Here is a 24,214-nt window from a genome sequence, read left to right on the forward strand (position 1 = left end):
CGCTGGCCCGGCGGGCATGCAGGCGATAGACCGGCTCGGCGTCGAGACCAGCGAGAGAGCGCCCATGCCCGACACGATCCGAGATCGCTGCGCCGCCCAGGGGCTGCGGATGACCGGCCAGCGCCGCATCATCGCGCAGGTGCTCGAGGACAGCCGCGACCACCCGGATGTCGAGACGCTGCATTCCCGCGCCTCGGCGCTCGACGCGAACATCTCCCTCGCCACCGTCTATCGCACGGTGCGCCTGCTGGAGGACGAGGGAATCCTCGAAAAGGTCGATTTCGGCGACGGGCGCGCGCGCTACGAGGATGCCGAGCGTGACCACCACGACCACCTGATCGACCTCCAGACCGGCCGCGTGATTGAGTTCGTCGACCCCGAGATCGAGGCCCTGCAGGAGCGTATCGCCGCGCGGCTCGGCTATCGGCTCAAGGGCCACAAGCTCGAGCTCTACGGCGTCAAGATTCCCGAGGACTGAGCGATGGACAACCTGCGCGCCATCGCCCTCATGTGCGTGGCCATGGCCTGCTTCGCGCTCGAGGATCTCGTCATCAAGCTCCTGGCCGAGACGCTGCCGACCTGGCAGATCTTCATCCTGATGGGCGGCACGGGGGCCGCGCTCTTCGCCGTGATCTGCCGCGCGCGGGGCGTGCCGCTCTTTACGCGCGCCTTTCTCACGCCGCTCGTCATCCTGCGCAACATGGGCGAGGTGATCGGCGGCCTCGGTTTCGTGACCGCGCTGACGCTGGTGCCGCTGTCGCTCGCCACCGCGATCCTGCAGGCGACGCCGCTCGCGCTCACCGCGGGTGCCGCGATCTTTCTGGGCGAGAGGGTCGGTTGGCGGCGCTGGGTGGCGGTGCTGATCGGGTTCGTCGGGATTCTCGTCGTCCTCGATCCGTTCTCGGCCGATTTCGAACCCGCGGCGCTGCTGGCCGTCGTGGGCGTGTTGGGGCTGGTGATGCGCGATCTCGCGACACGGGTCCTGCCCGACGACCTGCCCTCGCCGCAGATCTCGTTCTGGGCCTATTGCTGCATGCCGATCTCGGGGCTGATCCTGCTGCCTTGGGGCGGCGCGGGGGTGATGCCGGGTGCGGCCGGTTGGACCGGGATCGTCGTCGCGGCCTCGATCGGCGCGATGGGCTACTGGGCGATCACGCTCGCCATGCGGCTGGGCGAGGTCGCGGCCGTGATCCCGTTCCGCTACACCCGGCTCATCTTCGCGATGGCGCTGGGCATCGCGGTTCTGGGCGAACGCCCCGACGCCACGACCCTCGCGGGCGCGGCGCTCGTCGTGCTGACGGGCCTCTACACCGTCTGGCGGGAACGCAAGCTGGCGGCCGAGGGCCGGGAGGTCGACCTTTCCCCCCGCGCCGAGCCGCGCTAGGTATCGCCCCGAACGAGGGATAACGGAGCATTTCCATGAGCACGATCGTCGACATCATTGGACGCGAGATCCTCGACAGCCGGGGCAACCCCACGGTCGAGGTCGACGTGATCCTCGAGGATGGCACGATGGGCCGCGCAGCGGTGCCCTCGGGAGCATCCACCGGGGCACACGAGGCGGTCGAGCGGCGCGACGGCGACAAGAGCCGCTATCTCGGCAAGGGCGTGACCGAGGCCGTGTCGAGCGTCAACAGCGAGATCGCCGAAGGGCTCGTCGGGATGGACGCGCTCGAACAGGAATCGATCGACGCGATGATGATCGAGTTGGACGGCACCGACAACAAGGGCCGTCTCGGCGCGAATGCCATCCTGGGCGTGAGCCTCGCCACCGCCAAGGCCGCCGCCGACTATACCGGCCAGCCGCTCTTCCGCTACGTGGGCGGCACCGCCGCGCGCACCCTGCCCGTTCCGATGATGAACATCATCAACGGGGGCGAGCATGCCGACAACCCGATCGACATCCAGGAATTCATGGTCATGCCGGTCTCGGCCCCCTCGATCCGCGAGGCGGTGCGCATGGGGTCCGAGATCTTCCACACGCTCAAGAAGGAACTGACCTCCGCCGGCATGTCCACCGGCCTCGGCGACGAAGGCGGCTTCGCGCCCGCGCTGGGCTCCACCCGCGACGCGCTCGACTTCATCCTGCGCTCGGTCGAAAAGGCCGGCTACACGCCCGGCGAGGACATCATGCTCGCCCTCGATTGCGCCGCGACCGAGTATTACGAGAACGGCAAGTACGAGATGAAGGGCGAAGGCGCCTCGCTTTCCTCCGAGGAGAACGTCGCCTATCTCGAGAAGCTCTGCGCCGACTACCCGATCCTGTCGATCGAGGACGGCATGTCCGAGGACGACTGGGACGGCTGGAAGATGCTGACCGACGCGCTCGGCGACCGCGTGCAGCTCGTGGGCGACGACCTCTTCGTCACGAACCCCAAGCGCCTCGCCGACGGCATCGCCAGGGGCTGCGCCAACTCGATGCTCGTGAAGGTCAACCAGATCGGCACCCTCAGCGAGACGCTCAAGGCCGTCGACATGGCCCATCGCGCGCGCTTCACCAACGTCATGTCCCACCGCTCGGGCGAGACGGAGGACGCGACCATCGCCGATCTCGCCGTCGCCACGAATTGCGGGCAGATCAAGACCGGATCGCTCGCGCGTTCCGACCGGCTCGCCAAGTACAACCAGCTCATCCGCATCGAGGAACTGCTGGGCGAGACGGCCCATTACGCCGGCAAGTCGATCCTGAGGTGATGATCGAGGAGGGCTATCACCCGGTCCCTCAAGGCATGCTCGCGGCGGTGGTCACGCACCTCGTCTGCGAGCGGCCGATCGATCCGCGGCCCACGCCGCCGGGTCTCAGGCTCGTGCGCGAGACGCGGATGCCGGCGGCCACCTACCGCGACCTCTATCGCCTCATCGGCCGCGACTGGCTCTGGACCAGCCGGCTGATGCTGGGCGACGAGGATCTGACCTCGATCATCTTCGACCCCGATGTCGAGCTCTACGTCCTCGACAGCGACAACGGCCGCCTCGGCATGGTCGAGCTCGACTTCCGCGACCACGCCAACCCGCAGATCGCCTTCTTCGGCCTCGCGCCGAACGCGATCGGGCGCGGCATCGGCCCGTGGCTGATGGCGACGGTGCAGCGGATGATGGCCGATCAGGGGGCCGAGAGGATCAGGCTCAATACCTGCACGCTCGACGCGCCGCAGGCGCTGCGCTTCTACCTGCGCCACGGCTTCCGCGCCGAGCGGCGCGAGGTGCAGATCTTCCCCGACCCCCGCGTCGTGGGTGTGATCGACACAGATGCCGCACCGGCGGTGCCGCTCCTGTGACGGGGGACGAGATCGCGGCCACGCTCGGCCTCGCCCCCCATCCCGAGGGCGGCCATTACCGCCAGACCTGGATCGCCGACGGCGAGGGTCGCCCTGCCGGGACCTGCATCTATTTCCTGCTCAAGGCCGGCGAGACGAGCCACTGGCACCGCGTCGATGCGGCCGAGATCTGGCATTTCTACTCCGGCGCGCCCCTGATCCTGTCGATCGCGGCGACCGAAACCGGCCCGGCCGAGGATCGCGTCCTGGGGCCGGACCTCGCCGGCGGAGAGGTCCCCCAGATCGTCGTGCCCAAGGATGCTTGGCAGATGGCGCGCAGCACGGGCGACTGGACGCTCGTGGGTTGCACGGTCAGCCCCGCCTTCCGGTTCGAGGGGTTCGAACTCGCCCCGCCGGATTTCGACATTCCGCACAGGCGCACATGAAAAAGGGGCCCCGAAGGCCCCTTTCTTTGTCGCCAGCTCTGACGATCAGTTCCAGAAGCCCTCGTCGACATCTTCCATCTGCTCGAGCTCTTCCTCGGTGCGGTTCGTCACGTAGGCGTAAGTCTGGTCGTCCACCGCCACGAGATTGACGTTTTCGAGCGGGATCATCACGTGCTTGTCCGCGATATCGAGGAACCCGCCGATCTCTGCCACGATGCCGACCATCTGGCCGCTCTGGTCGAGAACGATGTCCTCGATCTCACCGATATCGTTCCAGTTCTCTCCGACGCCGTCATACATCTCGCCATCGGTCCAGTCCGAGGCGTCACCGGTCGTGTAGATGTTGCCGCCCGTGATGTCGCGCGTCCGGATGAGCTGCGCGCCGTCCGATGCCGTCGCCGTCCCGGACGACATCGCATCGCCGGCCGCGCTGTCGCTGCTCGACTGGGCGTAGGCCCCCGTCGTGGCAAGGCCCATGGCAAGCGCGGATACGGTCAACAGTTTCATAATACTTCCACTTTTCAAGTCTGTTCACCGTCCCAACAAGGGCACCGGGGCGTTGTTCCACCCCTTGGTCCGCGTCGCAGAAACGTGAGGGGGCCCCGGATGCACCGATCCCGGGGCCTCACGCCTCGTCGAACGGCTCCACGATCTCGCGCCGCCCGAAGAGGAACGCATCGGCCACCTGCACCAGCGGACGGTCGTCCACATCCGATCGCCGCTCGCGCAGCAGGGTCGCGAAATGACGATAGAGACCGGGATATTCCCCCGGCCCTTCCGCGCCCTGATCGACCCCGTCGATCTTGAGGATCGCCGCCCCCTCCTCGAGCCGGATCGTGCCGTCCTCGGTCTGGAACTCCATCGTCCAGCTCGCCGTCTCCTCCAGCCGCCAGTCGAAATCGGCGGTGATCACCGCCCCCTGCATGTCCACGAATGTCAGATCGACGGCGATCGGCGTGTCGCGGTTCTCGGGAAACCGCAGAACCGAGTCGCGCAGCCGAACAGGTGCGGGCAGTATCTCGGTCAGGATCGACAGCGCGTTGATGCCGGTGTCGAACACGCCCTGCCCGCCCGGCTCCCAGATCCATTGCTGGCCGGGATGCCAGACGCGCACGTTCTCCTTCCACGAGATATGCCCACCCGTCACCTTGCGCCGCGCCAGCCAGTCGCGCGCATCCGCCACGCCCAGCGCATGGCGCAGGTGCCAGCTCGCATAAAGCACCGTGCCCTTCTCTTCCGCGAGATCGGCAAGCTGCCGGACCTCGGCCACCGTGACGCCCGGCGGCTTCTCCAGAAGCACGTCGCGACCCGCGGCGATGGCCTCCCGCGCGGCCTCGAACCGCGGGACGGGCGGCATCGTCATGACGATCGTTCGGATATCCTCCCGCGCATCCAGCAGGTCCGTCAGAGACTCGTAATTCTCGATCCCGTCGACCCCGCCCGACCCGCTGACCGTGGCGGCCAGTTCGAAATCGGGACTGTCCGCGATGGCGGGGATATGCTGATCGTGGGCGATCTTGCCCACGCCCACGATGGCGATCCTGGTCGCACTCATTCTGTCTTCCTTCCGAAACCCGTGTCAGGTGCGGATGTGGCGCGCGGGCATCCGGGATCAATGTGGCGCGCCTTCACACCGGGCGTGCGCTGCGGCATAGATTGACGCGAAACGAAGGAAACATGCCGATGACGGACAGACATGCCGATACCAGGACCCTTATCCTCGGCGGAACGCAGGGCGTGGGCCTCGCCATCGCGCGGCGACTTGCCGCAGAGGGATGCCGCCATCTGATCGTTACCGGACGCGACGCCGCGCGGGGCGAGGCTGCGGCCGCCGGGATCGGCGCGCGGTTCGTGGCAAGCGATCTGTCCGATACCGACGCCACGACGCGCGTCGTCGATGAGGCGGCCGAGGCCTTCGGACGGCTCGACGCGATGGTGGTGGCCGGTGCGCTGACCGATCGCGGCTCGATCCTCGACGCGACGCCCGAGACGTTCGACGCGATCATGGCCACGAATGTCCGAAGCCCGTTCTTCGCGTTGCAGCGCTTCGCGCAGCGCGCCCGCGCGGCCGGCCATTCCGCATCGGTGGTCAACATCCTGTCGATCGTCATTCATGGCGGGCAGAGCTTCCTCGCCCCCTATGCCGCGTCGAAGGCCGCGCTGGCCAACGTGACCAGGAACGCGGCCAGCACGCTCGCCCCCGACCGGATCCGCGTCAACGGCATCAATATCGGCTGGATGGACACCCCCGGCGAGGACGCGGTCCAGCGCAAGTTCCACGGCGGCGGCGACGACTGGCTCGCCCGCGCCGAGGCGTCGCGCCCGATGGGCACCCTCGTCAAACCAGATCACGTCGCGGCCCTCGCCGCCTACATGCTCAGCGCCGAGGCCGGCGTCATGACCGGCGCGCTCGTCGATTTCGACCAGCTCGTGCCGGGGATCTATCCCGAATGAAGATCCTCGACGGCGCGCATCCGTTCTTCCGCCCGCTCTGGCGGCGGGTGGTCATCACGGCGATCTGCCTCGTCTGGGCGGTGGTCGAACTCTCGCGCGGATCGCCCGGCTGGGCCGCGATTTTCGGCGCGATGGGCGCACTCTGCATCTACGAATTCTTCATCGTCCGTCGCTCCGACGACGACAGGTGACACGAAAAAAGGGCCCCCGCAGGGGCCCTTGGAAGTTTCGCGCACCAGTCTCTCTCGTTACCGCTCGTTCAATGTTATCTGCCTGCGTCCTGGCGCACGTCCAAGGCGAGCGCACCCGCCTCGTGACCGGTCGAAAGGGAGGAGGTTTCGCCGCGAAACCTCCCCCCTTCTGCAAACTCCGTTCTCAGCTACACCCGGACGTCCCGCCGCAGGTGTTGCACTTCATGCAGGTGCCGTTGCGCACCAGCGTATAGTTTCCGCATTCCCCGCACGGATCCCCCTCGTAGCCCTGCATCCGGGCCTTGGCGCGGGCATCCATCTGGGTCGCGGGGGCCGTTTCGGTCGCGACGGCCGCCACCGTCTCGCCCCCCTCGTCGAGGGCGACGGCCTGACCGGCATTGCCCTGCAGGACGACGAAGTCCTTGGGCGCGCGGCCCCGCAGATATCCGGTCGAGGCCACCTGCCGCAGCACGTCGAGCGGCGAGGACCCGCCCGATTGGGGCATGTCGGCGAAATTCCGCTTACCCTCTTCCTCGCCTCGGCCGAGTTCGTCGAAGCTCGCGCCTTCGGGTTTCACATGGGCCAGGTCCGTACGGTCGAGATAGCTGACGGCAAGCTCTCTGAAGATGTAGTCGAGAATCGAGGTCGCATTCTTGATAGTCTCGTTGCCCTGCACCATCCCGGCGGGTTCGAACCGGGTGAAGGTGAAGGCGTCCACGAATTCCTCGAGCGGCACGCCGTATTGCAGGCCCACCGACACGGCGATGGCGAAGTTGTTCATCATCGCCCGGAAGCCCGCGCCTTCCTTGTGCATGTCGATGAAGATCTCGCCCAGCTTGCCGTCGCGGTATTCGCCGGTCCTGAGATAGACCTTGTGGCCGCCCACGATCGCCTTCTGGGTATAGCCGCGGCGGCGTTCGGGCATCCGCTCGCGTCCCTTGGCGACCTCTTTCATGACGATCTTCTCGACGATCTTCTCGGCCAGGACGCCCGCCTTTTCCTGGTGCGAGCCGGTGGCGAGGATCTCCTCGGCCTCCTCGTCGTCCTCGACCAGGGCGGCGGCCAGCGGCTGGGACAGTTTCGAGCCGTCGCGATAGAGCGCGTTGGCCTTCACGCCCAGCGACCAGCTGAGCTCGTAGGCGCGCTTGCAATCCTCGATCGTGGCGTCGTTGGGCATGTTGATCGTCTTGGAGATCGCACCCGAGATGAAGCTCTGCGCGGCGGCCATCATGTGGATGTGGCTCTCGACGCTGAGATAGCGCTTGCCGGTCTTGCCGCAGGGGTTCGCACAGTCGAAGATATGGTAATGTTCGCGCTTGAGATGCGGCGCGCCCTCGAGCGTCATGGTCCCGCAGACATGGGCGTTGGCGGCCTCGATATCGGCGCGGGTGAAGCCCAGGTGACGCAGCAGGTCGAAGGTCGGATCGTTGAGCTTGGCGGTGGGGATGCCCAGCGTCTCGCGGCAGAATTCCTCGCCCAGCGTCCACTGGTTCATCACGAAGCGGATGTCGAAGGCCGACGGCAGCGCCGCCTCGATCCGGTCGATCTCGGCCTGGCCGAAGCCGTGGCCGACCAAAGCCTGGTGGTTGATGCCGGGCGCGTTGCCGAGCGTGCCGTGGCCGACCGCATGGCTGACGATCTCGGCGATCTGGGCCGATCCGTAACCGAGATTCTCGAGCGCGGCGGGGACCGAGCGGTTGATGATCTTGAAGTAGCCGCCGCCCGCGAGCTTCTTGAACTTCACCAGAGCGAAGTCGGGCTCGATGCCCGTGGTGTCGCAATCCATGACGAGCCCGATCGTGCCGGTCGGCGCGATGACGGAGACCTGCGCGTTGCGGTAGCCGTGCTGTTCGCCGAGAGCCAGCGCGTCGTCCCACGCACGGGTCGCCAGCGACAGAAGCGACTTGTCGGGGCAGTTGTCGTGGTCGAGCGGCACGGGCTTCACGTCGAGCGCCTCGTAGCCCGACGCCTTGCCATGCGCGGCGGTGCGGTGGTTGCGGATCACCCGCAGCATGTGGGCCGCGTTCTTGGCGTAGCCCGGGAAGGCCCCGAGTTCGCCCGCCATCTCGGCGCTGGTCGCATAGCTCACGCCGGTCATGAGCGCGGTCAGCGCACCGCAGAGCGCGCGGCCCTCGTCGCTGTCATAGCCGTGGCCCATGTTCATCAGCAGACCGCCGATATTGGCGTAGCCCAGACCCAGCGTCCGGAAATCGTAGCTGCGCTGCGCGATCTCCTTCGAGGGGAACTGCGCCATCAGCACGGAAATCTCGAGCGTGACGGTCCAGAGCCGCGTGGCGTGCATGTAATCCTCGGACTGGAACGCGCCGTCCTTGAGGAAGGTCAGCAGGTTCATCGAGGCGAGGTTGCAGGCCGTGTCGTCGAGGAACATGTATTCGGAACACGGGTTCGAGCCGCGGATCTCGCCGTCCTCGGGGCAGGTATGCCAGGCATTGACCGTGTCGTGATACTGGATGCCCGGATCGGCGCAGGCCCAGGCGGCATGGCCGACCTTTTCCCACAGCTCGCGGGCGCGGACGGTCCTTGAGACCTTGCCGTCGGTCCGCGAGATCAGATCCCAGTCGGCATCCTGTTCGACCGCCTTGAGGAAGGCGTCGGTCACGCGGATCGAGTTGTTGGAATTCTGGCCCGAGACGGAGGAATAGGCCTCGCTGTCCCAGTCGGTGTCGTAGGTCGGGAACTCGATCGCGTCGTAGCCCTGCTTGCCGTAATCGAGCACGCGCTTGATGTAGGTCTCGGGGATCGAGACCTTCTTGGCGGCCTTGACCGCGGCCTTCAGCGCGTCGTTGATCTTGGGATCGTAGGCATCCTCGGGCTTGCCGTCCCAGACCTTGAACGCGGCGAAGATGTCGTTGAGATATTTCTCGTGCATCTTCGATCCGGCGACGATCGAGGCGACCTTCTGCTCCTCGAGGACCTTCCAGTCGATGAAATCCTCGATGTCGGGATGGTCGGCATCGACGATCACCATCTTGGCCGCGCGGCGCGTGGTGCCGCCCGACTTGATCGCGCCCGCCGCGCGGTCGCCGATCTTGAGGAAGCCCATCAGGCCCGACGACTTGCCGCCGCCCGACAGCGATTCGCCCTCGGCGCGGAGCGACGAGAAGTTGGTGCCGGTGCCCGAGCCGTACTTGAAGAGCCGCGCCTCGCGCACCCAGAGGTCCATGATGCCGCCATCGTTGACCAGATCGTCGCTGACCGACTGGATGAAGCAGGCATGGGGCTGCGGATGCTCGTAGGAGCTTTGCGACTTGGTGAGCTTGCCGGTCTGGAAATCGACATAGTGGTGGCCCTGCGCGGGGCCGTCGATGCCGTAGGCCCAGTGCAGGCCCGTGTTGAACCATTGCGGGCTGTTGGGCGCGGCCTTCTGCGTCGCCAGCATGTAGCGCATCTCGTCGTAATAGGCGCGGGCATCGGCCTCGGTCGTGAAGTAGCCGCCCTTCCAGCCCCAGTAGGCCCAGGCCCCGGCAAGCCGGTCGAAGACCTGCTTGGACGAGGTCTCGCCGCCCATGACCGCCCCCTCCTCGGCGACGGAGCGCCAGAGGAATTCGGGGACGCCCTTCTCCTTCACGCGGCGGAGATTCGAGGGCACGCCGGCCTTGCGGAAGTATTTCTGGGCGATCACGTCGCTCGCCACCTGGCTCCAGGCGGAGGGGACCTCGACCGCGTCGTTGCGGAAGACGATCGTGCCGTCGGGATTGCGGATCTCGCTCACCGTGGTGGTGAAATCGAGCTCGGCATAGGCGTCCTGCCCGGATTTGGTGAACCTGCGATCGATCTTCATGACGTGTGCCCCATTCGTTTCTTGTCGAGCGGGCGTTTCGCCACCCGCGGATCGCCCGACAGCGGACGTGGCGATTCCGTTGACCGAAACGGGGCATCCGCTTCGGCCTTGTGGTCGCAACTACATCTGGTGCTGTCTTGGCTTGCCGGTACAAATTGGCGCAAGACCCCCGACCGGGCAACGAAACTTTGCGCTTGACCGGGGCTTTTCCACAAGATCTTGGGCCCCTCTTGGAAGCCCTTCAAATTCAACGCTTTCATCGCCGACAGCGAATCGCGCCGCCGTGAACGGAGAAAGAACGTTAACGATTTGTTAAGGATAAATCCGGGGGTGCCCACGACATATCGGGCACAGGAGGCGGAAAAGCGCCCCATCTGGTAAGGAGTTCGATATCTGTTGTGTGATGGTCGGGGCGATAGGATTCGAACCTACGACCTACGGTACCCAAAACCGCCGCGCTACCAGGCTGCGCCACGCCCCGACGCGGCCCTCATAGACCGCCGCCGGGGATTTGGAAAGGGCCGCGCTACTCGGCGCAGGGCCAGGCGGCATCGTCCTGCGGCAGGGCGGCGTGGCGCAGCTCGCTCCCCTCCTCGATGCCGATGCGGGCGGCGAGGCCGCCATTGATCTCGAGCACCGAGAGCACGTTGTCGCCGCCCGGGATCGACGTCTCGTCGAGCGGGACCGCGTTGGCATGGACGCGCGTGACCGTTCCGGTCGCGTCCGCGAAGATCATGTCGAGAGGGATGAGGGTGTTGCGCATCCAGAACGAGACCGGTCCGGCCTCCTCGTAGACGAAGAGCATTCCGCGCCCGGCCGGCAGATCCTCGACATGCATGAGGCCGCGGGCCTGTTCGGCGGGATCGTCGGCGACCTCGACCCGGAAGCGCGCCTCGCCGAAATCGCCGCGCAACTCGACCACGCCGTCACGGCAGGCGGCCATCGCCGCCGGCGACGTCACTCCGATGGCGAGTCCGAGGACGGATCCGAAAAATTGGCGCTTTCCCATACACTCACCTGTGTTGCCAGCTGTCCCCGCTCGCCGTCGGCGACGCGAATCGCGACCGCCTCGCCGGGTTGCAGATCCGACAGCGCGGAGCGGCGCAGGACGTCCATATGTATGAAGACATCATCGCTCTTTCCGAAGACGTTGGCAAACCCGAAGCCCTTGGCGCGATCGAACCACTTGACCCGCGCGGCGACGAGCGGACCCGCCTCGGCGTCGAGGGCGGCATTCTCCGCGCCCTGCTCGTCCACCGTCACCGGAGGTGCCTCGATCGAGAGGATCTCGATCGCCTGGAACCCGCGACGGGTCTCGATCATGTGAAAGCGGATCACCGATCCGTCGGACACCGAACTCTGCCCGAAATTCCGCAGGACGTTGGCATGCAACAGGATGTCGCTGTCCACCGATTCCGTGCGGACGAACCCGTAGCCCTTGGCGGCGTCGAACCACTTGACGTGACCGAGAACACCGTCGGCGCTGTGTTCGCTTTCGTCGCTCATTTCGACTTCTGATGCGACATCCGCAATCTGGTCCATGGCTCTGAGGTGTGGTTCGGTAAAGTATTTCAAATTTTCGACATACCCTTGACGGTCGCGGGTGTTTACTCGGACAACACCTACCTTGCTATGGGAAAAGACATAGCGTTGTCCACCTGCCTTCTTCGCCGGAAGGCTTCCAGACTTCGCGGTCGTGCAGGCGGAACGCACCGTCGGCCCAGAATTCAAAGGATGTCGGGCGGATGCGGAAGCCCCCCCAGAAGTCGGGCCGCGGCGGATTGTCACCGAATCGCTCGGCTACATCGGCCACGCGCGCCTCGAGCTCGGCGCGGCTTTCGAGCGGGCGGGACTGGAGCGATGCCCATGCCCCATGCCGCGAGGCGAGCGGCCGCGAGGCGTAATAGACGTCGGCCGTCGCGCCGTCCTCGCGCGTGACGGTGCCCCGGACCCGGACCTGCCGTCGCAGCGATTTCCAGTGCATCACGAAGGCGCATTTCCCGCTCTGCGCGATCTCTTCGGCCTTCGCGCTTTCGTAATTGGTGTAGAAGACGAAGGCGTCGTCCTCGATCCCCTTGAGCAGCACGATGCGGACATTCGGCATCCCCTCGGCATCCACGGTCGAGAGCGCGATCGCATTCGGATCGTTGGGCTCCGTCGCCTCGGCCTCGGCGAGCCAGGCCCGCGTGAGCGCGAACGGATCGTCCGCGCCGAAGATGCTCGTCTCGCTGCCCATGGCCTCCCTTCCCCGATGCTTGAAGCGCTCAGGTGAATGGCCTAAGCCGACCTGACCACCGGGAATAGGGCGTGAGGGGATTGCGATGTCAAACAATTTGATGGCTGGAAAGCGGGGCCTGATCATGGGCCTGGCGAACGACAAGTCCATCGCCTGGGGCATCGCCCGGACCCTCGCCGATGCGGGCGCGGAGCTCTGCTTTTCCTACCAGGGCGACGCGCTGAAGAAGCGGGTCGAACCGCTGGCCGCACAGCTCGGATCGGATTTCCTCGTGCCCTGCAACGTGGCCGAGATGGAAAGCGTCGACGCGCTGTTCGACGCGATCGGCGAGCGCTGGGGCGAGCTGGACTTCGTGGTCCACGCCATCGGGTTCTCCGACAAGAACGAGTTGCGCGGCCGGTATGTCGATACGAGCCGCGAGAACTTCCGGATGTCGATGGATATCTCGGTCTATTCCTTCACCGCCGTGATGAACCGCGCCGAAAAGCTGATGAAGAACGGCGGATCGGCCCTGACCATGACCTATTACGGTGCCGAGCGCGTGATGCCGCATTACAACGTCATGGGCGTGGCCAAGGCCGCGCTGGAGGCGTCGGTGCGCTATCTGGCCGAGGATCTCGGCAAGGACGGCATCCGCGTCAACGCGATCAGCGCGGGGCCGATCAAGACGCTGGCGGCCAGCGGCATCGGCGATTTCCGCTATATCATGAAGTGGAACGAGCTGAACTCGCCCATGCGGCGCAACGTGAGCATCGACGATGTCGGGGGATCGGCGCTCTATCTGCTGTCCGATCTCGGGCGGGGCACGACGGGCGAGGTGCTGCATGTCGATGCGGGATACCACGTGGTCGGCATGAAGGCGGTGGACGCGCCCGACGTCACCAAGGAGTGACGCGCATGGGCCGGGAGGATCTTCTGGCCTTCGACCCGGCGGTGGCCGACGCGCCGTCGGCGGCCCGCGCGCCCGGCTTGCGGACATGAGCGTCGCGGCCTTCGCGGGCGTGGCCTTTGCGCATCTGCTGGCGGCCATGTCGCCGGGACCGGCCTTCGTCCTGGCCGTGCGGACGTCGATCCTCGAAGGGTTCCGCCCCGCGCTCGGCCTTGCCATCGGGATCGGCATGGGGGCGGCGTTCTGGGCCTTCGCCGCGATCGCGGGGCTGGCGCTGGTCTTCGAACTCGTCCCGCCGCTGTTTACCGTGCTGAAGGTCGCGGGCGGGATTTTCCTCGTCTATCTGGCCGTGATGATGTGGCGGCACGCGCGCGACCCGATGCCCGAGATGCCCGAGGGGCGGCCGCCGCGCGGCATGATCTCGGCGATCCGGCTCGGGGGGTCCGCGATGCTGGCCAACCCGAAACCCGCGATCTTCTTCGGCGCGGTCTTTGTGGGGCTGGTCCCCGCGGCGGCTGAATTCGCCGACAAGACGCTCGTCCTCTTCAACGTGCTCTGGGTCGAGACGGCGTGGTACGTCGTCGTCGCCTGGGTTTTCTCGCGTCCGGGGCCGCGCCGTGCCTATCGTCGCGCCAAGACCGCGATGGATCGCGGCTTCGGTGGACTCTTGGGCGCACTCGGGGCAAAAGTCGCGATCAGTTGAGGCCAGAGAGGTTGAGGCACGTGACAGACCGCCTTCCGCACGAAAAGGGGTTCCACGTCTCGTGGGACCAGATCCACCGCGACGCGCGGGCGCTTGCCTGGCGGCTAGACGGCCTGGGGCCCGACGGCGATGCCGGGGCCAAGGGCGGCGGCTGGCGCGCGGTCGTGGCGATCACGAGGGGCGGCATGGCCCCCGCGATGATCGTCGCGCGAGAGCTCGACATCCGCACCGTCGATACGATCAGCGTCAAGAGCTACGACAACCAGGACCAGTCCGAGGCCCAGGTGCTGAAATCGCCCGATGCCGGGATGATGGGCGACGGCACCGGCATCCTCGTGGTCGACGATCTGGTCGATAGCGGCCGCACGATCGAGCTGGTGAGGAGCCTCTATCCCAAGGCGCATTTCGCGACCGTCTACGCCAAGCCCGAGGGCCGCCCGCAGGTCGATACCTTCATCACCGAGGTGAGCCAGGATACCTGGATCTTCTTCCCCTGGGACATGGCGATGCAATACGTGCCGCCCTATCGCGGGAGCGACTGAGCCCCGCGGACGAAAAGGGGCAGGACGACGCGCCCTGCCCCGGTCCAGATCGACCCGGCGCGGATCAGGCCGCGTCGAGTTCGTCCTTCACGATCTTCTCGATATCGTCGAGCGAATGGTTGGTCAGCGTCTTGGGGATCTCGGCGATGACCTTCTGCGTGACCTCCTGGTGGAGGTTGTCGCGCAGCTCGCCCAGGATCTTGGGGGAGGCCACGATGACGATGCTGTCGAACGCCTTGCCGTGCGCGCGCTTGTAGAGCATGTCCGACACATCGCTCGCGAACTGCTCCTTGGCCAGTTCGTGCCAGTCGGTATCCTCGACGGCCGAGCGGTGCACGCCGTTGCTGTCGTTGAAGCGCCCGCGCCGGTTCGCCGATTGCTCGCGGTCGGGGGGATTCTCCTGCTCCTCCTTGGTCAGGACGGTCAGGTACGGATCCTCGTGATCGGTCTGGTTCTCGAGGATGAGGGCCTTCTCGCCGTCTGCGATCAGAACCCAGGTGCCTTCGGTCAGACGCGCCATCTCACTTGTCCTCGCCGGTGCCGTGATGTCCGCCGAGATTGCCCTCGCCTTCCTCGTCGGACTTGGTGACGCGGGTCGCGCCGCCGCCGCCCACGCTCTGCTTCTTCTCGTCGCGCGTGCCGACGCTGCGTTCGAGCTCGCCCTCGGCGCGGCTCGCCTGGCCGGGGGCCCCGGCCTTGTCCTCGTCGTCGAGGAATCTCTCGGTCTCGCTCACGCCGTCGTTGGATCTCTTGCGTTCGGCCATATCGGCGCTCCTTCCATGTCGTTGCGATCGACCAACCCGGGCCCGCAAGGGGCGGTTCCATAAAGGAAAGGGCCCGCCGAAAGGCGAGCCCCACTTGGTCGAACCGGACGTGCCGTGCCGTCACATGCGGCTGGCGACGTTCTCCCAGTTCACCAGCTTGTCGAGGAAGTTCGACAGATAGGCCGGACGCTTGTTGCGGAAGTCGATGTAGTAGGAATGCTCCCACACGTCGCAGCCGAGAAGGGCCGTCTGGCCGAAGCAGATCGGGTTCACGCCGTTCTCGGTCGAGGTGATCGACAACGCGCCGTCGCGATCCTTGACGAGCCATGCCCAGCCGGACCCGAACTGGCCGCCGCCGGCCGCGGCGAAGTCTTCCTTGAACTTGTCGACCGAGCCGAAGCTGTCGGTCAGCGCTTTCTCGAGCTCGCCCGGCATCTTGCTCTCGCCGGGGCTCATCATCTGCCAGAACTGGTTGTGGTTCCAGTACTGCGAGGCGTTGTTGAAGAGGCCCGACTGCGCGACGGCACTGCTGTCATAGGTGCCCGAGATGATCTCCTCAAGGGACTTGCCCTCCCACTCGGAGCCCTTGACCAGGTCCGCCGTCTTGTCGGCATAGGCCTTGTGGTGGATGTCGTGGTGATATTCGAGCGTCTCGCGGCTCATGCCGTTATCGGCCAGAGCGTCGTGCGCATAGGGAAGATCGGGAAGTTCGAAAGCCATGTGTCCCTCCGTGACGGAATTTCTATGTCTTGGCACCGGGTCGCCACCGCGTGCTGGCGGCACCGCGACCCCGCGCCGGTCGGCAGGAGAAACGAGATAGGCCGTACGATGTTCCGGAAAAGGTCGGAGCCGGCACTCTGCACGGCCCCGCCTCTTTGCTTTTCCAAATACGCATGTCCCGCCCTCGCCCGCTCGCGCAGCCGTGCGCCATGACGCCTTTCGGGCGGGTCGCGGATTCGATATGACATCCGCGATGACACAGAGCCCCCCGGATCCCCGCCCATGTTCTGGCTGATCGCCGCGATGCTGACGGGCCTCGTTCTGGCTCCGGTCGCGGCCGCGCTGCTGCGCGGTGCGCCCGATGCGCGCCCCTCGCCCGACATCGCCGTCTATCGCGACCAGCTGTCCGAGATCGACCGCGATCTGGCGCGCGGCACGCTCGACCCGGACGAGGCGCAGCGCACCCGGCTCGAGGTGCAGCGCCGGCTGCTCGACGCCGATCGGGCCGGCGTCTCGACCCATGGCAGGGCATCGAAGCCGGTGCGGCTTGCCATGGCCGGGCTGGTGGCGATCGGGATCATCGGCGGCGGGTTCGGCCTCTATGCGGTGCTGGGCGCGCCGGGCTATCCCGACCTGCCGATCCAGGCCCGCTTTGCCCAGTCGGAAGAGATCGCGGCGAGCAGGCCGGATCAGGCGACGGCCGAGGCCGAAGCGGCCGAAATCCTGCCCCCGCCGAGCGAGCCCGAAGGCGAGTTCGGCACCCTGATGACGCGCCTTCGCGAGGTTCTGGCCGAGCGCCCGGACGATATAGAGGGTCTGCGGCTTCTCGCCCGGAACGAGGCGGGGCTCGGCGATTTCCGGGCCGCCCGCATCGCGCAGGCCCATCTCGTCGAGGTGCGGGGCGATGAGGCCACGCCCGAGGATCTGGCCGCGCTGGGCGAATTCATGGTGCTGGCCACGGGCGGCTTCGTCTCGCCCGAGGCGGAGCAGGTGATCGACCGCGTCCTGACGGAAAATCCGGGGAACGGGCGGGCGGCCTATTACAAGGGGCTCGCGCTCGCGCAGGTCGGGCGGCCAGACCGCGCCTTCGGCATCTGGCGCGACCTGCTCGAACGCAGCCCCCCCGACGCGCCCTGGGTGGCCCCCGTCCAGGGCCAGATCGTCGAGGCGGCCGAACGTGCCGGCATCCGCTACGACCCGCCCGAGACCCCTGCCCCGCGCGGGCCGAGCGCGGTCGACATCGAGGCCGCCGCCGACATGTCCGAGGAGGATCGCGCGGCGATGATCTCGAACATGGTCTCGTCGCTGTCGGAGCGGCTCGCGACGCAGGGCGGCCCGTCGACCGACTGGGCACGTCTGATCGTCGCCTATTCCGCGCTCGACCGGACCGACCGCGCGCGGGCGATCCTCGAGGAGGCGCGAGACGTCTTCGGCGAAAGCCCCGCGGATCTTTCCACGATCGACGACGCGGCAGCGCGGGCGGGCCTCAGATGATCCACGAGGAAATCGGGGACTTCGCGGCCGCCCTGCCGCCGCGCCGCGCGATTGCCGGGCTCGACCTCGGGACCGTGACGATCGGGGTCGCGGTCACGGACGCGTTCCTGTCGATCGCGACGCCGCTGAGGACGATCAAGCGCAAGAAGTTCACGCTCGACGCCGAGGCGCTGATCGCGATCCTGAAGGAGCGCGAGATCGCGGGCCTGATCCTCGGGCTGCCGCGCAACATGGACGGCAGCGAGGGACCGCGCGCGCAATCGACGCGCGCCTTCGCCCGCAACCTCGACCGGCTCGTCGACCTGCCGATCGCCTTCTGGGACGAGCGGCTGTCGACGGTGGCGGCCGAGCGCGCGCTGCTCGAGGCCGACACGTCGCGGCGCAGGCGCGCGGAGGTCATCGACCACGTGGCGGCCAGCTATATCCTGCAGGGCGCGCTCGACCGTCTCCGCAATCTCGGAGCCGCCCCATGACCGACGAGCCACCCGTCTGGAAACGCCGCGAGATCGCCTCGCCCTGCGTGAATATCTGCGTCATCCATCCCGCCGAGAAGATCTGCGCGGGATGCTACCGCACGACGGCCGAGATCGCCGCGTGGTCGCTCATGTCCGACGAGGAACGCGCGGCGATCATGGCCGAACTGCCCGAGCGCGCGCCGAGGCTGAGGAAACGGCGCGGCGGACGGGCCGGACGGACGAGCTGAGCCGCCCCGGGGTTTCGCGCGCGAAACATTTTTCGAGGCGACCGTTAGCGTGTTTGAGTTGCCCTCGGGCAGGCCCGCGCCTAGTCATGCGGCAACACAACATTCAACGGAGGCGGCCATGAAGGCATCGCGCAAAGTCCAGAAGATCCTGTCGAATTACGAGGGCGAGACGCCCGGCGTGAAGGGCAATCTGTGCCGCATGCTGATGGAAGGCCGGCTGAAGGGCACGGGCAAGATGATCATCCTGCCCGTCGATCAGGGGTTCGAGCATGGCCCCGCGCGCACCTATGGGCCCAACCCGCCGTCCTACGACCCGCATTATCACTATCAGCTCGCCATCGATGCGGGCCTCAACGCCTTCGCGGCACCTCTCGGGATGCTCGAGGCCGGGGCCGATACCTTCGCCGGTCAGATCCCGACGATCCTCAAGGCGAACTCGGCCAACTCGCTGATGTCGAACACCGCGGGCAAGGACCAGGCCGTGACGGCCAGCGTCGATGACGCGCTGCGGCTCGGCTGCTCGGCCATCGGCTTCACGATCTATCCCGGCTCGGACGCGCAGCTCGACATGTACGAGGAGATCGTCGAGATGCGCCGCGAGGCGGCCAGCGTCGGCCTGCCCACGGTCATCTGGTCCTATCCGCGCGGCGAGGCGATCAGCAAGGAAGGCGAGACCGCGATCGACGTCGCGGCCTATGCCGCGCAGATCGCGGCGCTGCTGGGTGCGCATATCATCAAGATCAAGCTCTCGACCGACCATCTCGAGGTCCCCGAGGCGAAGTCGATGATCGAGGAGCAGGGCATCGACGTCTCGACCCAGGCCGCGCGCGTCGCGGAATGCATGCGCTCGTCGTTCAACGGCCGCCGCATCGTGGTCTTCTCGGGCGGGGCGAAGAAGGGCGAGGATTCGGTCTATGACGACGCCCGCGCGATCCGCGACGGCGGCGGCAACGGCTCGATCATCGGCCGGAACTCGTTCCAGCGCGAGAAGTCCGAGGCGCTCGCCATGTTCGACAAGCTCGTGTCGATCTACAAGGACAACGGCTGAGCCGTCTCCCCCGCGGCGACCCGCGGGGGATTCCCAAGACGCGGGAATCGTGTCATCGTCCTGCCCGAGAGCGTTCCGTCAGAGAGCGCCCAGTCGCGAGGCAGACGATGACACATCCGCGCAAGAGCCCGGCCCTGGGCCTGCTCGTCTATTTCACACTGACATTCGTTCTCGGGCTCTATTTCGCCTTCGCCTCGGTGCAGGGCGATTTCGGCCTGCTGCGCCGCATGGAGATCCAGGCGGAGGAGCGCATCCTGCAGGCCGAACATGCCGCGCTCACGGCCGAGGTGGCCGAGATGCGGAACAAGACCCGGAGGCTGTCGGACAAGTATCTCGACCTCGACCTGCTCGACGAGCAGGCGCGGTCGGTGCTGGGCTATCTGCGCAGCGACGAGATCGTCCTGCGCTAGTCGGGCGTTCCGCCGAAGAGGTGGTTCATCACGATCGAGGGCTGTTCGCAGCCCGCCTCTCCGACGATGCGGGCGGGGACGCCGGCCACGGTCTTCATCGGCGGCACTTCCTCGAGCACGACCGAGCCTGCCGCGATGCGCGAGCAATGTCCGACCCGGATCGCGCCCAGAACCTTGGCCCCCGCGCCGATCAGCACGCCGTCGCCGATCTTGGGGTGACGGTCGTCATGTTCCTTGCCGGTCCCGCCGAGCGTGACCGAATGCAGCATCGATACGTTGTCGCCGACCGTCGCGGTTTCGCCGATGACGATGGAATGGGCGTGGTCGATCATGATCCCCTTGCCCATCTTCGCGGCCGGATGGATGTCGACGCCGTAGACCTCAGAGACGCGCATCTGGATGAAATAGGCGAGATCCTTGCGGTCGCGTTCCCAGAGCCAGTGGCCCACACGGTAGGCCTGCACCGCCTGGAACCCCTTGAAGTAGAGAAGCGGCTGCAGGAAGCGGTGGCAGGTCGGGTCGCGTTCGTAGGTCGCGACGAGATCGGCGCGCGCGGCCTCGGTCAGGGTCGGATCGTCGTAATAGGCCTCGTCGGCGATCTCGCGCATGAGCTGCTCGGGCATCTCGCCCGACGAAAGTTTCAGCGACATGCGGAAGGCCAGCGCGTGCGCCAGCGACTTGTGGTGCAGGATCGAGGAGTGGAAGAGCCCGCCCAGCAGCGGCTCGTCGGCGGTGGCCTCCTGGGCCTCGGAGCGGATGCGGCTCCAGACGGGGTCGATCGCGGCGAGCGGCTTGGGATTGAGGCTCATGGCGCGCATCTCCTTCGAGGGTCTCTGGCGGCACTATATAGGGTCGCATCGCGTGGGAGAAAACGACTTATCGCGAAGCCCGCCATCACGAGCGGAGATGCGGCCGTGGCGTTGACGCCCCCCCCGGAATAGGGCTAGGCGGGGCCGTCGGCCCGCCACATTGCCACTTCGACCTCTCCGAAGAAGCCGCAGCGGACCTGTCACCGCCCCCCGGGGCCCGTCCGGAGAGCATGGAATGCTGCGAGATTTCTTCGCCTATTACCGGCCGTGGAGGAAGCTCTTCTGGCTCGATTTCGGCAGCGCGATCGTGTCGGGGCTGCTGGAGCTGTCGTTTCCGCTGGCCATCAAGCTTTTCATCGACGTGCTGCTGCCGCGGGGCGACATCGCACTGACCATCGTGGCCGCGGTCGGCCTTCTGGTGATCTACGCGATCAATACGGGCCTCATGTATATCGTGATCTACTGGGGTCACATGCTCGGGATCAATATCGAGACCGAGATGCGCAGGCGGGCCTTCGACCAGCTCCAGAGGCTGTCCTTCTCGTATTTCGACAAGGTGCGGACCGGCAAGCTGGTGGCGCGCGTGACGCGCGATCTCGAGGAGATCGGCGAGGTCGCCCATCACGGGCCGGAGGATCTGTTCGTTGCGGTGATGACCTTCATCGGTGCCTTCGTGATGATGATGTTCATCGACCTCGAACTGGCGCTCATCACGGCGGCGATCGTGCCGATCTGCGCGGGCATCGTGGTCGTCTTCGGCGGCCGCATGACCAGGACCTGGCGGTCGATCTATGCCCGCGTCGCCGATTTCAACGTCCGCCTCGAAGAGAATGTGGGTGGCATCCGCGTGGTGCAGGCCTTTGCCAACGAACATCACGAAAAGACGCTCTTCGCGCGGGACAACGCGCGGTATCGCGACACGAAGCTGTCGGCCTACCGCGTGATGGCGGCGTCCTCGACGCTCAACTACATGGGCATGCGCTTCGTCCAGGTGACGGTGATGGTCGTCGGCGCGGCCTTCGTGCTGCAGGACACGCTGACGACGGGGGGCTACGTCGCCTTCCTGCTGCTGGTGGGCCTGTTCTTCCGCCCGCTGGAGAAGATCGCCGCGGTGATCGAGCTCTATCCGCGCGGGATCGCGGGCTTCCGCCGCTACCGCGAGCTGATGGCGACGACGCCCGACATCGAGGATGCGCCGGGCGCGACCGACGCGCCGGACCTGTCGGGCGAGATCCGCTTCGAGGGGGTCGGCTTCGGCTACGACGTCGAGCGGCCGGTCCTGTCGGACGTCACGATGCATGTGGGGGCCGGCGAGACGGTCGCCTTCGTGGGTCCGTCCGGCGCGGGCAAGACCTCGCTCCTGGCTCTGGTGCCCCGCTTCTACGAGCCACAGGCCGGGCGCATCACCATCGACGGGATCGACACGCGGACGATGACCCTGACCTCGCTGCGCCGCCAGATCGGCATCGTGAGCCAGGACGTGTTCCTCTTCGGCGGCACGCTGCGCGAGAACATCGCCTATGGCAGGCTCGACGCGACCGAGGAGGACATCCTCGACGCGGCCGGAAAGGCGCGGCTGGGCGAAGTGATCGCGCGGCTGCCCGACGGGCTCGACACCGTGGTGGGCGAGCGTGGCGTGACGCTTTCGGGTGGACAGAAGCAGCGGGTCGCGATCGCGCGGATCTTCCTCAGGAACCCGCCGATCCTGATCCTCGACGAGGCGACCTCGGCCCTCGATACCGAGACGGAGCGGCAGATCCAGCAGGCGCTCAACGATCTGTCGCGCGGGCGCACGACGCTGGTCATCGCGCACCGGCTCGGCACGATCCGCGACGCCGACCGGATCGCGGTGATGCAGGACGGCCGCATCGTCGAGACGGGCAGCCATGCCGACCTGCTGGAGCGCGGCGGGGCCTATGCGCGGCTGAGTGCCGCCTGATCCACGCCGAGGAGCCGCATCGCGTTCTCCTTCAGGATCAGGGGGCGGACCTCGTCCTTGATCGGGGCATCCGCGAAATCCGCGAGCCAGCGATCGGGTGTGATGGCCGGCCAGTCGGACCCGAAGAGCATCTTTCGCTTGAGGATCGAATTGGCGTATTTCACGAAGATCTCGGGGAAGTATTTCGGCGACCAGCCCGACATGTCGACATAGACGTTGGGCTTGTGCTGCGCCACGGCGAGCCCCTCCTCCGTCCAGGGAAAGGAGGGATGGGCGAGCACGATGGGCATGTCGGGGAAATCGACCGCGACATCGTCGAGATGCATCGGGTTGGAGTATTTCAGGCGCATCCCCATCCCGCCCCGCATGCCCGATCCGACGCCGGTCTGCCCGGTATGGAAGAGCGTGATGACCCCCTCCTCCGCGCAGGCTTCGAGCACGTCGTAGCAGGCCGCCCGGTCGTTCGGGAAGAAACCCTGCATCGTGGGGTGGAACTTGAAGCCCCTGACGCCGAAATCGCGCGCGAGGCGGCGGACCTCGCGCGCGCCGGCGCGGCCCTTGTGCGGATCGACCGAGGCGAAGGGAATGAGGATGTCGTCGTTCTCGGCCGCGATGCGGGCCACGTCCTCGTTCGAATAGCGGTTGAAGCCGGTCTCGCGCTCGGCATCGACGGGAAAGATCACGGCGGCGATGTTGCGGGCGCGGTAATGGGCGGCGGTCTGCTCGACTGTGGGGAGCATTCCGTCGGCCCCGGCGGGGTTGCGGAAATACTTGGCCATCGCGGCCTGGAACTCGGTATATCCGTCGTCGCGCGGCCCGCAGCAGGGCTCCTCGGCATGGGTGTGGAAATCGATGGCCTCGATGGATGCGAAATCGACCATGGCGTGATCCTCCCTCTCGCCCGTCGAGCGTAGCAGAAGAAAACGCTATGCGGAAGAATTGTTAATCCCTATAACCATTCCGAGCCGCGACGCGGGAGGCAAAGATGGGCGCAGGCCGCGACGACATCGTCCGGATCGAACGCGAGGGCGACATCGCGACGCTGGTCCTCGACCGGCCCGCGAAGCGCAACGCGATGAACGATGCGCTGGTCGACGCGCTCGACGCGTTCTTCTCCCGCCCGCCGGACGGCGTGCGCGCAGTGATCCTGAAGGGCGAGGGAGGGCATTTCTGTTCCGGCCTCGACCTGAGCGAGCACGAGCATCGCAGCCCGGAAGAAACGGTCTTTCATTCGCGCAACTGGCACCGTGTCGCCGACCTGATCGAGACGGGCGGCCTACCGGTCGTGTCGGTCCTGACCGGCGCGGTGATCGGCGGCGGGCTCGAGATCGCGGCGGCGACCCATGTGCGCATTGCCGAGCCCTCGGTCCGGTTCCAGCTGCCCGAGGGGCGGCGCGGGATCTTCGTGGGCGGGGGCGCGACCGTGCGCGTGGGGCGCATCCTGGGCCCCGACCGGATGCGGGAGATGATGCTGACGGGCCGGAGCTTTGGGGTGGAGGAAGGATTGTCGCTGGGGCTTGCGCATTATTCGGTGGGCGCGGGAGAGGGCCCCGCGCTGGCCGCCGAGCTTGCGAGCCGGATCGCCGACAATGCGCCCTTCTCGAATTACCTGATGCTGCAGGCCATTTCTCGGATCAACGAGATGAGCCGGTCGGACGGGCTTTTCACCGAAAGCCTCGCGGCGGCCATGGCGCAGACCTCGGAAGGCGCGAAGGAGGGATTGCGCGCCTTCCTCGAGAAGCGGGAGCCGAAGTTCAGGTCGTGAAGACCGCGTGCATGCCGCCCCGCCCTCGGGCAGGATGGCGAA

At 66.7% G+C, this 24,214-nt stretch carries 28 protein-coding genes and 1 tRNA gene; 17 read left to right on the plus strand and 12 right to left on the minus strand.

The annotated features are described in order from the left end of the window. Window positions 1-64 precede the first annotated feature (64 nt). The 5 genes from RVY76_RS09210 to RVY76_RS09230 are packed head-to-tail and all read left to right on the plus strand — an operon-like array spanning window position 65 to window position 3,703. Complete coding sequence (locus RVY76_RS09210; protein WP_317373584.1) at window positions 65-478, plus strand: Fur family transcriptional regulator; 414 nt, start codon at window positions 65-67, stop codon at window positions 476-478. 3 nt (window positions 479-481) lie between these two features. Beyond that, on the plus strand, window positions 482-1,384 hold the full coding sequence (locus RVY76_RS09215; RefSeq protein ID WP_317373585.1) for a DMT family transporter: 903 nt from the start codon (window positions 482-484) through the stop codon (window positions 1,382-1,384). A 35-nt stretch (window positions 1,385-1,419) separates the two neighbouring features. Further along, a complete protein-coding gene (eno, locus tag RVY76_RS09220; RefSeq protein ID WP_317373586.1) occupies window positions 1,420-2,694 on the plus strand; it encodes a phosphopyruvate hydratase in 1,275 nt (424 codons plus the stop codon). Next, entirely contained in the window at window positions 2,694-3,278 is a 585-nt protein-coding gene (locus RVY76_RS09225) for a GNAT family N-acetyltransferase (RefSeq protein WP_317373587.1), read from the plus strand. Before eno ends, RVY76_RS09225 begins: the two co-directional genes overlap by 1 nt. Beyond that, the gene (locus RVY76_RS09230) at window positions 3,275-3,703 is read left to right on the plus strand and encodes a cupin domain-containing protein (RefSeq protein ID WP_317373588.1); all 429 of its coding nucleotides are present in this window, start codon (window positions 3,275-3,277) and stop codon (window positions 3,701-3,703) included. Before RVY76_RS09225 ends, RVY76_RS09230 begins: the two co-directional genes overlap by 4 nt. Window positions 3,704-3,748: 45 nt before the next feature. Here RVY76_RS09230 and RVY76_RS09235 read toward each other — a convergent pair whose 3' ends face one another. After that, a complete protein-coding gene (locus tag RVY76_RS09235; RefSeq protein ID WP_317373589.1) occupies window positions 3,749-4,210 on the minus strand; it encodes a PRC-barrel domain-containing protein in 462 nt (153 codons plus the stop codon). A gap of 118 nt (window positions 4,211-4,328) precedes the next feature. After that, complete coding sequence (locus RVY76_RS09240; RefSeq protein WP_317373590.1) at window positions 4,329-5,258, minus strand: Gfo/Idh/MocA family oxidoreductase; 930 nt, start codon at window positions 5,256-5,258, stop codon at window positions 4,329-4,331. A gap of 128 nt (window positions 5,259-5,386) precedes the next feature. On the opposite strand from RVY76_RS09240, the gene RVY76_RS09245 reads away from it, so the two are divergent. Together RVY76_RS09245 and RVY76_RS09250 are read left to right on the plus strand one after the other, a co-directional pair. Then, complete coding sequence (locus RVY76_RS09245; RefSeq protein WP_317373591.1) at window positions 5,387-6,157, plus strand: SDR family oxidoreductase; 771 nt, start codon at window positions 5,387-5,389, stop codon at window positions 6,155-6,157. Then, a complete protein-coding gene (locus RVY76_RS09250) occupies window positions 6,154-6,348 on the plus strand; it encodes a hypothetical protein (protein ID WP_317373592.1) in 195 nt (64 codons plus the stop codon). Before RVY76_RS09245 ends, RVY76_RS09250 begins: the two co-directional genes overlap by 4 nt. Before the next feature lie 184 nt (window positions 6,349-6,532). Here RVY76_RS09250 and RVY76_RS09255 read toward each other — a convergent pair whose 3' ends face one another. The 5 genes from RVY76_RS09255 to pdxH all read right to left on the minus strand — a co-directional run bounded on the left by RVY76_RS09255 (window position 6,533) and on the right by pdxH (window position 12,386). Continuing rightward, window positions 6,533-10,150, minus strand: a complete 3,618-nt coding sequence (locus tag RVY76_RS09255; protein WP_317373593.1) for a vitamin B12-dependent ribonucleotide reductase — start codon at window positions 10,148-10,150, stop codon at window positions 6,533-6,535. A 404-nt stretch (window positions 10,151-10,554) separates the two neighbouring features. Further along, a tRNA-Pro gene (locus RVY76_RS09260) sits at window positions 10,555-10,631 on the minus strand. 45 nt (window positions 10,632-10,676) lie between these two features. Then, entirely contained in the window at window positions 10,677-11,159 is a 483-nt protein-coding gene (locus RVY76_RS09265; protein ID WP_410795988.1) for a DUF192 domain-containing protein, read from the minus strand. Beyond that, window positions 11,108-11,656 (minus strand): cold shock domain-containing protein, encoded by a 549-nt coding sequence (locus RVY76_RS09270; RefSeq protein WP_317373594.1) that lies wholly within the window; start codon window positions 11,654-11,656, stop codon window positions 11,108-11,110. The genes RVY76_RS09265 and RVY76_RS09270 overlap by 52 nt, the downstream gene beginning before the upstream one ends. 124 nt (window positions 11,657-11,780) lie before the next feature. Beyond that, window positions 11,781-12,386: a pyridoxamine 5'-phosphate oxidase gene (gene pdxH / locus RVY76_RS09275; protein ID WP_317373595.1), complete on the minus strand. Its 606-nt coding sequence runs from the start codon at window positions 12,384-12,386 to the stop codon at window positions 11,781-11,783. Between the two features lie 85 nt (window positions 12,387-12,471). On the opposite strand from pdxH, the gene fabI reads away from it, so the two are divergent. The 3 genes from fabI to gpt all read left to right on the plus strand — a co-directional run bounded on the left by fabI (window position 12,472) and on the right by gpt (window position 14,520). Continuing rightward, window positions 12,472-13,278 carry an enoyl-ACP reductase FabI gene (fabI, locus tag RVY76_RS09280; RefSeq protein ID WP_317373596.1) on the plus strand — a complete coding sequence of 269 codons (807 nt, stop codon included), beginning with the start codon at window positions 12,472-12,474 and terminating at the stop codon, window positions 13,276-13,278. 85 nt (window positions 13,279-13,363) lie between these two features. After that, window positions 13,364-13,978: a LysE family translocator gene (locus tag RVY76_RS09285; protein WP_317373597.1), complete on the plus strand. Its 615-nt coding sequence runs from the start codon at window positions 13,364-13,366 to the stop codon at window positions 13,976-13,978. Between the two features lie 20 nt (window positions 13,979-13,998). Then, complete coding sequence (gene gpt, locus RVY76_RS09290) at window positions 13,999-14,520, plus strand: xanthine phosphoribosyltransferase (RefSeq protein WP_317373598.1); 522 nt, start codon at window positions 13,999-14,001, stop codon at window positions 14,518-14,520. Window positions 14,521-14,584: 64 nt separating this feature from the next. On the opposite strand, the gene RVY76_RS09295 is transcribed toward gpt, so the two are convergent. The 3 genes from RVY76_RS09295 to RVY76_RS09305 all read right to left on the minus strand — a co-directional run bounded on the left by RVY76_RS09295 (window position 14,585) and on the right by RVY76_RS09305 (window position 16,004). After that, complete coding sequence (locus tag RVY76_RS09295; protein ID WP_317373599.1) at window positions 14,585-15,040, minus strand: host attachment family protein; 456 nt, start codon at window positions 15,038-15,040, stop codon at window positions 14,585-14,587. A 1-nt stretch (window position 15,041) separates the two neighbouring features. Next, window positions 15,042-15,284: a hypothetical protein gene (locus RVY76_RS09300; RefSeq protein ID WP_317373600.1), complete on the minus strand. Its 243-nt coding sequence runs from the start codon at window positions 15,282-15,284 to the stop codon at window positions 15,042-15,044. 120 nt (window positions 15,285-15,404) lie between these two features. Further along, window positions 15,405-16,004, minus strand: a complete 600-nt coding sequence (locus RVY76_RS09305; protein ID WP_317373601.1) for a superoxide dismutase — start codon at window positions 16,002-16,004, stop codon at window positions 15,405-15,407. Between the two features lie 282 nt (window positions 16,005-16,286). Between RVY76_RS09305 and ccmI the strand changes: the two genes are divergently transcribed. The 5 genes from ccmI to RVY76_RS09330 all read left to right on the plus strand — a co-directional run bounded on the left by ccmI (window position 16,287) and on the right by RVY76_RS09330 (window position 19,659). After that, window positions 16,287-17,498 (plus strand): c-type cytochrome biogenesis protein CcmI, encoded by a 1,212-nt coding sequence (gene ccmI / locus RVY76_RS09310; RefSeq protein ID WP_317373602.1) that lies wholly within the window; start codon window positions 16,287-16,289, stop codon window positions 17,496-17,498. After that, on the plus strand, window positions 17,495-17,971 hold the full coding sequence (gene ruvX / locus RVY76_RS09315; RefSeq protein ID WP_317373603.1) for a Holliday junction resolvase RuvX: 477 nt from the start codon (window positions 17,495-17,497) through the stop codon (window positions 17,969-17,971). Before ccmI ends, ruvX begins: the two co-directional genes overlap by 4 nt. After that, window positions 17,968-18,201: a DUF1289 domain-containing protein gene (locus tag RVY76_RS09320; protein WP_317373604.1), complete on the plus strand. Its 234-nt coding sequence runs from the start codon at window positions 17,968-17,970 to the stop codon at window positions 18,199-18,201. Before ruvX ends, RVY76_RS09320 begins: the two co-directional genes overlap by 4 nt. A gap of 118 nt (window positions 18,202-18,319) precedes the next feature. Beyond that, complete coding sequence (locus RVY76_RS09325; RefSeq protein WP_317373605.1) at window positions 18,320-19,249, plus strand: class I fructose-bisphosphate aldolase; 930 nt, start codon at window positions 18,320-18,322, stop codon at window positions 19,247-19,249. Between the two features lie 107 nt (window positions 19,250-19,356). Beyond that, window positions 19,357-19,659, plus strand: coding sequence for an FtsB family cell division protein (locus tag RVY76_RS09330; protein WP_317373606.1), 303 nt, complete (start codon window positions 19,357-19,359; stop codon window positions 19,657-19,659). On the opposite strand, the gene cysE is transcribed toward RVY76_RS09330, so the two are convergent. Continuing rightward, the gene (gene cysE, locus RVY76_RS09335) at window positions 19,656-20,468 is read right to left on the minus strand and encodes a serine O-acetyltransferase (protein ID WP_317373607.1); all 813 of its coding nucleotides are present in this window, start codon (window positions 20,466-20,468) and stop codon (window positions 19,656-19,658) included. The genes RVY76_RS09330 and cysE overlap by 4 nt on opposite strands. Before the next feature lie 235 nt (window positions 20,469-20,703). Between cysE and RVY76_RS09340 the strand changes: the two genes are divergently transcribed. Further along, window positions 20,704-22,407 (plus strand): ABC transporter ATP-binding protein, encoded by a 1,704-nt coding sequence (locus tag RVY76_RS09340; protein WP_317373608.1) that lies wholly within the window; start codon window positions 20,704-20,706, stop codon window positions 22,405-22,407. On the opposite strand, the gene RVY76_RS09345 is transcribed toward RVY76_RS09340, so the two are convergent. Then, window positions 22,383-23,288: an amidohydrolase family protein gene (locus RVY76_RS09345; RefSeq protein WP_317373609.1), complete on the minus strand. Its 906-nt coding sequence runs from the start codon at window positions 23,286-23,288 to the stop codon at window positions 22,383-22,385. The genes RVY76_RS09340 and RVY76_RS09345 overlap by 25 nt on opposite strands. 104 nt (window positions 23,289-23,392) lie before the next feature. Between RVY76_RS09345 and RVY76_RS09350 the strand changes: the two genes are divergently transcribed. Then, a complete protein-coding gene (locus RVY76_RS09350) occupies window positions 23,393-24,172 on the plus strand; it encodes a crotonase/enoyl-CoA hydratase family protein (protein ID WP_317373610.1) in 780 nt (259 codons plus the stop codon). Window positions 24,173-24,214: the final 42 nt, after the last annotated feature.

The sequence above is a fragment of the Palleronia sp. LCG004 genome (assembly GCF_032931615.1).
In the GTDB taxonomy this organism is placed as follows: domain Bacteria; phylum Pseudomonadota; class Alphaproteobacteria; order Rhodobacterales; family Rhodobacteraceae; genus Palleronia.